The 7878-nt window shown below is 58.5% G+C and carries 9 protein-coding genes; 2 read left to right on the top strand and 7 right to left on the bottom strand.

Annotated elements, in window-relative coordinates:
- The first annotated feature begins 3 nt into the window (after positions 1-3).
- Both BM365_RS17600 and lolD read left to right on the top strand, forming a co-directional pair.
- On the top strand, positions 4-1251 hold the full coding sequence (locus BM365_RS17600; protein WP_093490734.1) for a lipoprotein-releasing ABC transporter permease subunit: 1248 nt from the start codon (positions 4-6) through the stop codon (positions 1249-1251).
- Complete coding sequence (lolD, locus tag BM365_RS17605; protein WP_093490735.1) at positions 1244-1951, top strand: lipoprotein-releasing ABC transporter ATP-binding protein LolD; 708 nt, start codon at positions 1244-1246, stop codon at positions 1949-1951. Before BM365_RS17600 ends, lolD begins: the two co-directional genes overlap by 8 nt.
- A gap of 453 nt (positions 1952-2404) precedes the next feature.
- Here the strand turns inward: lolD and BM365_RS17610 are convergent, their stop codons facing one another.
- The 7 genes from BM365_RS17610 to BM365_RS17910 all read right to left on the bottom strand — a co-directional run bounded on the left by BM365_RS17610 (position 2405) and on the right by BM365_RS17910 (position 7765).
- On the bottom strand, positions 2405-3040 hold the full coding sequence (locus BM365_RS17610) for a DUF2306 domain-containing protein (RefSeq protein WP_093490736.1): 636 nt from the start codon (positions 3038-3040) through the stop codon (positions 2405-2407).
- A gap of 58 nt (positions 3041-3098) precedes the next feature.
- On the bottom strand, positions 3099-3509 hold the full coding sequence (locus BM365_RS17615; protein ID WP_093490737.1) for a DUF6228 family protein: 411 nt from the start codon (positions 3507-3509) through the stop codon (positions 3099-3101).
- 1482 nt (positions 3510-4991) lie between these two features.
- Positions 4992-5315: a DUF3658 domain-containing protein gene (locus BM365_RS17630; protein WP_093490740.1), complete on the bottom strand. Its 324-nt coding sequence runs from the start codon at positions 5313-5315 to the stop codon at positions 4992-4994.
- A 32-nt stretch (positions 5316-5347) separates the two neighbouring features.
- Complete coding sequence (locus BM365_RS17905) at positions 5348-5785, bottom strand: hypothetical protein (RefSeq protein ID WP_139227455.1); 438 nt, start codon at positions 5783-5785, stop codon at positions 5348-5350.
- Positions 5786-5842: 57 nt separating this feature from the next.
- On the bottom strand, positions 5843-6073 hold the full coding sequence (locus BM365_RS17635; RefSeq protein ID WP_093490741.1) for a hypothetical protein: 231 nt from the start codon (positions 6071-6073) through the stop codon (positions 5843-5845).
- Positions 6074-6131: 58 nt separating this feature from the next.
- The gene (locus BM365_RS17640; RefSeq protein ID WP_093490742.1) at positions 6132-6473 is read right to left on the bottom strand and encodes a hypothetical protein; all 342 of its coding nucleotides are present in this window, start codon (positions 6471-6473) and stop codon (positions 6132-6134) included.
- A 947-nt stretch (positions 6474-7420) separates the two neighbouring features.
- Complete coding sequence (locus tag BM365_RS17910; protein WP_139227456.1) at positions 7421-7765, bottom strand: hypothetical protein; 345 nt, start codon at positions 7763-7765, stop codon at positions 7421-7423.
- Positions 7766-7878 lie beyond the last annotated feature (113 nt).

Here is a 7878-nt window from a genome sequence, read left to right on the forward strand (position 1 = left end):
TCTATGTTCAAACCCATCCCCGTCGCCATCGGCCTGCGCTACCTCCGCGCCAAGCGCCGCAACGGTTTCATTTCCTTCATCTCGCTGGCTTCGGTCGTGGGCATCGCCCTCGGCGTGATGATCCTGATCACCACGCTGTCGGTGATGAGCGGCTTCCAGCGCGAAATCCGCGACCGCTTGCTGCAGGCCACGGCGCACGCCACCGTAATGGGCGCAGGCGAGGCCATGCACGACTGGCCGCATGCCACCAAGATCGCGATGGACGATCCGCGCGTGTCGGGTGCCGCCCCTTTCATCAACGTGCAGGCGATGCTGACCGGCAATGCCGATCCTCAGGGTGCGCTGGTCACCGGCATCCTGCCCGGCGAGGAACCGAAGGTTTCCGTGATCGGCGACAAGATGAAGGCTGGCACGCTGGACTCGCTGAAGCCGGGTGAATTCCACATCCTGCTGGGTCAAGAACTCGCCGCCTGGTTGCGCGTCGGCGTGGGCGACAGCGTCGTCGTCACCGCGGGCGACTTCCAGGGTACGCCGATGGGCGCGATGCCCAAGATCAAACGCTTCACCGTCACCGGCATCTTCGCGGTCGGCCACAACGACGTGGACCGGAACCTCGCACTCGTCCACATGGGCGACCTGCAGCGCGTGCTGCGGATGGGCGAGGGCGTGACCGGTGTTCGCCTGAAACTGCACGACATGTACCAGTCCTGGGACGTGGCGCGCGACCTCGCGCTGCGCCTGCAGGGCCCTTACCGGATCAGCGACTGGACCAGCGAGAACGCCAACCTCTATCACTCGCTGAAGATGGAAAAGACGGTGATGGGCATCCTGCTGTCCTTCATCATCCTGATGGGCGCCTTCTCGCTGGTGAACTCGCAAGTCATGCTGGTCACCGACAAGCAGGCCGACATCGCCATCCTGCGCACGCTCGGCCTCACGCCGCGCGGCGTGATGCAGGTCTTCATGGTCCAGGGCGTACTGATCGGCGTGATGGGCACCGTGTTGGGCGTGATCGGCGGCATCCTGCTGACCATCAATCTCGAATACATCCTCGCGGCCATCGAGGCCGTGTTCAAGGTCACCCTGCTGCCCTCGGATGTCTACTACATCACCGGTCTGCCGTACGAACTCGATGCAGGTGAAGTGGTGCTGATCGCGGCCGTGGCGCTGACGATGAGCTTCCTGGCCACGCTGTACCCGGCGTGGCGCGCCGCCCGCACCCAGCCTGCGGAGGCGCTGCGCTATGAATGAGTCCATCCGCACTGCGGTCATCCATGCCGAAGCGCTGGGCAAGACCTACGCCGAAGGGAAATTGCGTACACCGGTCTTCGACGGCCTGGAGCTCAACGTGCAGCCCGGCGAGACCGTGGCCATCGTCGGCGCGTCGGGTGCCGGCAAGAGCACGTTGCTGCACCTGTTGGGCGGGCTCGACACACCTACCTCCGGCGAGGTCTACGTGGCCGGCAAGAAGATGTCGTCGCTGTCGGATGCCGCGCGCGGCCAGTTACGCAATACGTCGCTGGGTTTCGTCTACCAATTCCACCATCTGCTGCCCGAGTTCACCGCGCTCGAGAACGTCATGATGCCGGTGATGCTGGGCGGCGCCGGTACGGTCGATGCAGCTGGGCGCGCGAGGGCATTGCTGGAGTCCGTGGGCCTGGGGCATCGCCTTGAGCACAAGCCTGGCGAACTGTCCGGTGGTGAACGCCAGCGTGCCGCCGTCGCCCGAGCCTTGGTCAACCAGCCTGCCTGCGTGCTCGGCGACGAGCCGACCGGCAACCTGGACGAAAAGACCGCTGCAGTCGTGTTCGACTTGATGCTCGAGCTCAATCGCGCGCAGAAGACCAGTCTGGTGCTGGTGACCCACGACCGTCGTCTGGCGCGTCGATTGGATCGTGTACTGGAGCTTCACGAAGGCAAGCTGCGCGAGCTGGCAACGGACGCGGTCTGAGTTTCAGCAGAAGAGGGCACCTCTTCCGCCTCTTGGTGGTCGACCGACTCTCACCGCATGGTATGGCGTTGAATCGGCCTGACCCATATCTCTATTCTCCTTGTCAGGTCCGACGCCTGAATCAAGCCTACCCGCGAAGCGGGTTCGACTCGTATGAAGAGTTAGGCCGATAGTGGCGCATTTCAGGTGCCGCCAGTCGCAAGGATCCGCCGAATCAAGAACAGTCTGCGTATCACTCGGACGCATGTGAGGAGCAGACTGAAGGCGCCCAATCCGGCCAATAGAAGCACAGCGGGGACATGGGACGTTGCGAGCTTGTAGCAGCAATACGCTAGGAGCGCGCCAAATAGCACGAGTCCAAACACATTCTTCCAGAAGTGCCAAAGCGTAATTACGGTGGTCGCACTTGAGTTGTGACTTCCCATAGCCTGCCCCCGCGGCCTAATACCTGAACTAAGCCGAGCCGCGCAGCGACTTCGGCTTGAATGACTTGTTATACGTCCCAGCGAAGGCCAACTCCGCCACGAGCAGATTCGGAACCCAGCAGAGCCACGCTATAACGGGATACGCAAGCTCAAACGGAATGCCAGCGATCATGGAGGAGGGCAAGTAGATGCGCAACGTAACGGCGGCAAGGGTGAGAGAGACGTTGCGGACGACCCATTTGCGGTGCTCTTGTACCGCACCCATCCGGATTGATTGGAAAGCGCGCAGCCCTGTAAACAACCAGCAAACAGCCAGGCAAGCAAAGCCAAGCTTTGCAACATAACCACCGAAAGCAAATGCGGACATGTACAGGCCAGACAGGCCGCCTAGAGCAACGCCAACGCCGAGATAAGTGCGACCAATGATCCGGTGCAACTTGTGGCGAGTGCTTCGAAGCCGGCTAGAGAACTGAAACGGGCTAAGTGAAAGAGCAACAAGAGACGCAAATACGTGCGTGTAGATGCCCATCTTATGAGCAAGGAAATTGATCTTCATGTCGGGATGAACCAGAGATCCCAATGGCATGAAGCCATAGGCGAAGACGGCGTAGCCTGCAACGCCGATGGCGAGGATATAGAACCAGATCGTGCCGAATAGTTTCATGGACGTTCAACGCCTGAATTAAGCCGACCCGCGAAGCGGGTTCGGCTTGAATGAATGGTTAGGTGTCAGCCGCGGCGTCGAAGAAACGACCAGAGGCCGCGGCAATCTTGGGGAGCTGGCCAAGCTCGCTGATCAGTTCGCTCGACAGCTTCCATTCTTCAGGAACGCCAAATAGCCCGTGGATTGAAACAGAAAATTTCACCACCCCCAGAGCCGAGCATCGGGCAGAAATGGAGAAATCGCCCTCGAGCGACGTGCACTGCTCGATGTCAGGCCAAGGACGATCATAGGAAGCGAGCCGCAAGAAGAACTGAGTGAACTCGGATGAACCAAGAGGACAGTAGATCTCTCGGACTGCATAGATCTCGGCACCTCTAAGCTCCACAGAAAATACGTACTCGCCGATGCCAAAGAACCGAAGCTCCTTGTCAGTTGAAGTGGATTTGATAGAGAACGAGGAGTCTTCCATGGCACCTAACGCCTGAGTTAAGCCTGCCCGCGGAGTGGGTTCGGCTTGAATGAATTGTTAGGCCGCGACGCCAAGCACAAGTGCAGCCTCCCTTGCGGCAACCGTGACCACCCCGAACTCTCCAGCAATACGGTACTCGCCTGGTCGCAGAATCGAAAGCTCGTCAATGCAGCCGTAATCCAGGCTGCCGTCAGCGTCTTGAGTGGGTAGAACAGCGTCTTGTGGGAGCAGACCACTAACAGAAGAAACACTAGAAAACCGGATGAGGCCGGGGCGATAGCAAGCCCAGTCACCACTTACAGGCGGCGTTGCTTCCGGGTGGCTTTGCAAGAGGCTCGCGAGGACGCTGAATGTGAGCGAGTCTGATGCGTAGTGCCACGAGAGAACGAATGTGTCCTCCAGCAAGATGTCGTCAAACGCATCAACACTCATGAGCGGCCTAACGCCTGAATTAAGCCGACCCGCGAAGCGGGTTCGGCTTGAATGAATTGTTAGATGCCACTGTACTAAGCATCAGTTGTGTACAGATCTAAGTCTAGTGCGACGCCAAGTGCTGCTGCTTTGCGTACATGCTCTCTACTGAGATGAAGTCCATGGCTACCTGAGTAGTAGCCCACCGCCTGCAGGGTGAGATCGTACTCAAGCCACAGACTGCGTAGTTCATTGGCGCGAGTTCCGAGATACAGGAACAGGACATCAATGTGTTCTATCAGCGGAGCAGAGTGCTCGAGACCACTATGCAGCTCCCAGCGCATGAATCTACATAGACGACCGGTACTAGGGTCGACTTCACCTACATTCCGTGCCGCGGTAGGAGCGAGATCAAGAATGTCGGTGACTAGCTCGTGAGTTCCGGGGCCGGTCACGTAGAAGTAGGCGTATTCAGAGCCTGACATCAAGATCTCTCCAGTGGCATCTAACGCCTGAATTAAGCCGACCCGCGAAGCGGGTTCGGCTTGAATGAATTGTTAGGCGCTGAGCCGGGACGGCACACGCCCTGTTCTGTTGAGTGGTGAAGGCGACCATGCGTATCACGCACTTCTAGCCTGAAAATCCCGGTCTCTTGGTCAGACGGCCACACGCTAGGCTCATACGTAAAATCTGCTTGGTCTCCAGGGCTGAGCGTAACCTCGTGTGTGGCCGGCACAAAATGCTCCAGCACAACTTGCCAAGGTTCGCCCGACGGGATGGACTGCAGCTGAGCCGAGCCGGGATGTAGCCTGTAGGGCGGGCCAGGCGCGCCATATGTATGGAAGGAAACACGCACATCAGAAGTGTTGCTGATGCGCAACGGCACCTCAGGGTGTGCCGTCGTCAGGCAGCCACGCGCGTCAAGCTCAATGGTGATGCCTGCGTCCGCCGAAGAGGGCGAGTGAGCGCACCCCACTAGTGCTGTTGCTATGAGCAAAACAGTCCTTGTTCTCATGCGCCTAACGCCTGAATTAAGCCGACCCGCGAAGCGGGTTCGGCTTGAATGAATTGTTAGGCCTCACTGTCGAGGCCGGCGAGAGTAAGGCGAACCTCACTGAAACGCATGCGGTACAGATTGCCCTGTGCCTCCAGATGACCAGCCGAGACTAGATCTCTGAGGCGTTGGCTGTAGAAGACATCTGGAACGTCGTAGTACTGGTCCGGATATGCGTCCATTGCGATCGCTACAACAAGGGCGACTTTTCGCCAGTTTGCGCTGCTACTGGCCAGAATGGCTCGATCTATGGCAAGAAGGTCATCCTCAGTGAGCGCGGCAACCGCCCGCAGATCGTCCGCATCGAGCGGCGGATCATCTTGGTCGTCGGCTGGAGTCATAGTGGACACTCTTGTGAAGCCTAACGCCTGAATTAAGCCGACCCGCGAAGCGGGTTCGGCTTGAATGAATTGTTAGCTGCCAGCCTGCGCTCATGCAGCTTCCCAAGTTGCGAGAACGCCCAAACGACGGCCGCGATAGAAGCGCCCGACACAGTAAACTGATTCACGGCGCTCAGCGGCGGGTCTTGGGAGTAGAACGCCCAGGTGAACGCCGCTCCGCAGGCCGCACCGATCAGCGCCGCTACCCACCAGCGGGCGAGGTTGCGGCGCTCTGCCCAAGCTAAGACTGGTACACCGACTAGGGCTGTAAGGGGTGCAGTGACCGCGTAGCTCATCAGAAGAAACGCCGCCCAGTTGCCAAATGAACCGAAGTCGCCTTTTGCAGTGGATAGGAAAAACTGAAGCAGGGATGGTGTTGCCGGGGCGAGGATGAATCCGGCTATCAACCATAAGACACGGACGTTCTTCATGGCAGCTAACGCCTGAGTTAAGCCATGCCGCGAAGCGGCATCGGCTTGAATGAATTGTTAGGCCGGCCAGTCAACCTGCCAGCCCGACCTTGCAAAGAACTGTTGCAGATCATCTTGGGTCTCAACCCAAGAATCAAAACCTTGGTGCTCATTGGGGCCGTCTGAGCCATCCCACCACTCATAGATGAAAAAGCCACCGGTATCGTCAGCGTCATCAGAGACCCTGACTCGATGAGCGGTTTTGCCGCTGTTGATGATTGTGCCAATAGCGCCGATGGGAATTTGCATGGCGGCCTAACGCCTGAATTAAGCCGCGCCGCGAAGCGGCGTCGGCTTGAATGAATTGTTAGGCACCATGCTGGGGCGTGCGGGCAACCTTTGCAAGGTGTGCCAAGACGGACGAGAAATCGTGGAAATGTGGGTTGGAATCCAGGTGGCTGAGCTCCGCTAGGGTTACAACCAGAGAGCAGTTGTGCGGCGCTGGTACCAACACGTATTTGCCACTGCCGATGCTGAATCTGCCCCGGTGATTGGGAGTGATGAACTCAGGCGCCAAAGCTCTGCCGGCCTCATCCCAGAACAGCCAACCATCACCCTCAACGTCGATACCTTCGCAGTACACGACAGCATCCTCGGCGGATGGGAACACAAACAAGGTTCTCTCATCGGTAGCCGCAGCAAAGATCATGGTGCCTAACGCCTGAATTAAGCCGACCCGCGAAGCGGGTTCGGCTTGAATGAATTGTTAGCGCCCGTCCCGGACAAATACGCAGGCGCGTCCAATGCAGCAGCGTACTGCGACTGAGACGAGAAGGGCCAGTAGGCCATGTCGCCGGCTGCGCTGAGGCGTCGGAAGTAGATGCGCCCGGCCAAGCCAAGTGTCAGCAAGTTGCCGGCAGTGAGAAGTACCGATTGGCCACGAGAAAGGACAGGCCATAGGTAAGGAAGGCCTGACTTGAGAAAGAGAATGCAGCGGGCTGCTGCGTCTCTTTGAGCTTGCGACAGTCTGTCGGGGCCGGTCAGGCGATGCTCTTGAAGGTCGCAGTAAAGCAACCACAAGAACTGGTTGTAGATCTCTCGGATCGCCGGATCGCCCGATTTTGGCACCAAATCGTCGAGTTGGAAATTAGTGATACGGCCACCAATGAGCCAGCGAGTCGACTCAGCCAGTGTTGCTCGAGCTTGAGGATCAACTGCCATAGGGCGCTAACGCCTGAATTAAGCCGACCCGCGAAGCGGGTTCGGCTTGAATGAATTGTTAGACCGCATCACGGCCACCACCTACGGTCCTCTGGATACTCAGCCCTAACATCCGCATCCGAAGGGCCGTGGCACTTTATATCCCATGCCTCTCCAGGAGTCAGGATCCGAACGCCGCACATGCGCAGGTCACAGGAGCGGGGCTGGGAGCCGTCTATAAGCGATATACCCCAGACCTCGCCGTCGCCGGTGCCGACACAAAGGCAGGGATGAAAAGCACAATCCTCGTAAATCTCGCCGGGAGAGATGATGAGATCGCCGAATTTGTCCCGATCTTCCATGCGGTCTAACGCCTGAGTTAAGCCGGCCCGCCCATTGCGGTACCGGTGGGTCCGAGACCGCGAAGCGGGCTCGGCTTGAACGAATTGTTAGACCTTAGCGAATCCACGCTACAGCTTGCCCGATAACGCAGTTGCCGCGCATCACAAGATGACCGCCGGTTACTCCAGTCTCAAAGGAGCGAACAACGTCTCCTGGCCTAATTTGAGCTTTGAGCGCGGCTTGCTGTTCACCGTAGCCAGCCAAAGCTGCCATACCGTCCTTGTATGCCAAGACGGGGCCGAGCTTCTCAATGTTCGGCGGGAGAGGCGCGCAATTCGGGGGTGCCACGACTTCGAGCTTGGCTGGAGGTCGATATGCAACAAGGAAGGCGAGGGCAGCCAAACCTAGAATGGCAACAGAGAACACGGCGATGCTGGATGCTTTTACTTTGGATGCCATGACATTGCAGGCTAAGGTCTAACGCCTGAGTTAAGCCGGCCCGCCCGATGCGAACCGGTTGCGTCCGAGACCGCGAAGCGGGCTCGGCTTGAACGAATTGTTAGGTCTATGGT

The organism is Pseudoxanthomonas sp. YR558 (assembly GCF_900116385.1).
Classification (GTDB): Bacteria; Pseudomonadota; Gammaproteobacteria; order Xanthomonadales; family Xanthomonadaceae; genus Pseudoxanthomonas_A.